This window comes from Dietzia sp. SYD-A1, from assembly GCF_015356725.1.
In the GTDB taxonomy this organism is placed as follows: domain Bacteria; phylum Actinomycetota; class Actinomycetes; order Mycobacteriales; family Mycobacteriaceae; genus Dietzia.
Genome location: NZ_JADDKI010000291.1, coordinates 1 through 1,082 on the forward strand (window position 1 = coordinate 1; position 1,082 = coordinate 1,082).

Genomic DNA, 1,082 nt, shown 5'->3' on the forward strand with positions numbered 1-1,082 from the left:
CGCCAGGTCGGCGATCGCGAACACCCCGGCCACCACCAGCAGCACGATGAGCACCGGCTCGAGCCGGAAGCCCAGCATCGTGGTGCCCAGGACGGTGACCGCCATCGACGCCAGGCTCCACAGGTACACGGCGACCACGCCCAGGCCCAGAGCCTGCGCGCGACGTGAGGTCCACGCCCGGGCGACGATCCACACCAGCCCGGCCAGACACACCCACCCCGTGAGGCCGCCCGCGGTCATGGGTAGCGGCAGGCGGGCGCCGGCGTCCGGGAGGTAGTGCATGGCGGTCCCGGAGTCCGCCGGGGCGCCGCGCGAGGCGGCGAGGAGGTAGGGCGCCCACACCACCAGGGCGAGGAGGATCGACCCCACCCCGATCGCGGCGAGGCGGGCCGTGGGCAGCCATAGCGGGAACGGGGCCGTCGAGGAGTCCTCCGGACCGCGGGCACGGCGGCGCAGGATCGCGGCGACGGTCGAGACGACCGCCATGAGGACCACGGTGCCCGCGGCCAGGCCCGTGTACAGCGTGTACGTGCTGGCCGAGGCTCCGAGGAACAGGGTGGTGGCCAGCGCGGCGCCGCGGCCGGCGTGCGGGGCGGTCGGGGCGACGGCGTGCCAGGCCAGGATCAGCATCGGCGGGATGAACAGGGCCACGACCGCCCCGTAGGGCTCGGGGGACCCGTAGGCCAGCATCACCGCCGTCGAGGACACGCCGACCACCGCACCGAGGTCGGTGCGCAACAGGCGGGTCCAGAGCACGGTCACCAGTGCGGCGGCGATCGCCATCGACAGGATCGACCAGGGCTTGTAGGCGGCCCAACCCTCCAGGCCGACGAGGTTCGCGAAGCGCCCGCCCAGCCAGAACCACCCCGACGGATAGAACGACGGCAGGTCGGCGTAGGCCATGTCGGGCAGGCCCAGCGAGGTCGCCGAGCGGCCGAGGAACTGGGTTCGGAACTCCTGGTCCACGCTCACGCCGTGCAGGTACAGCCGGGACGCCGCGAGCGGGATGCCGAGCGTGGAGGCCACCAGCAGGGCCGACCCCGTGGGGGCGGCCAGCTTGCCCACCCGGACCAGTCCGGCCC

Annotated in this window: 1 protein-coding gene; it reads right to left on the bottom strand. The window is 74.2% G+C overall.

Translation table 11 applies throughout. The annotated features are described in order from the left end of the window. The coding region (locus IY392_RS12245) for an arabinofuranosyltransferase (RefSeq protein ID WP_194861365.1) at positions 1 to 1,082 on the bottom strand (1,082 nt) is incomplete at both ends.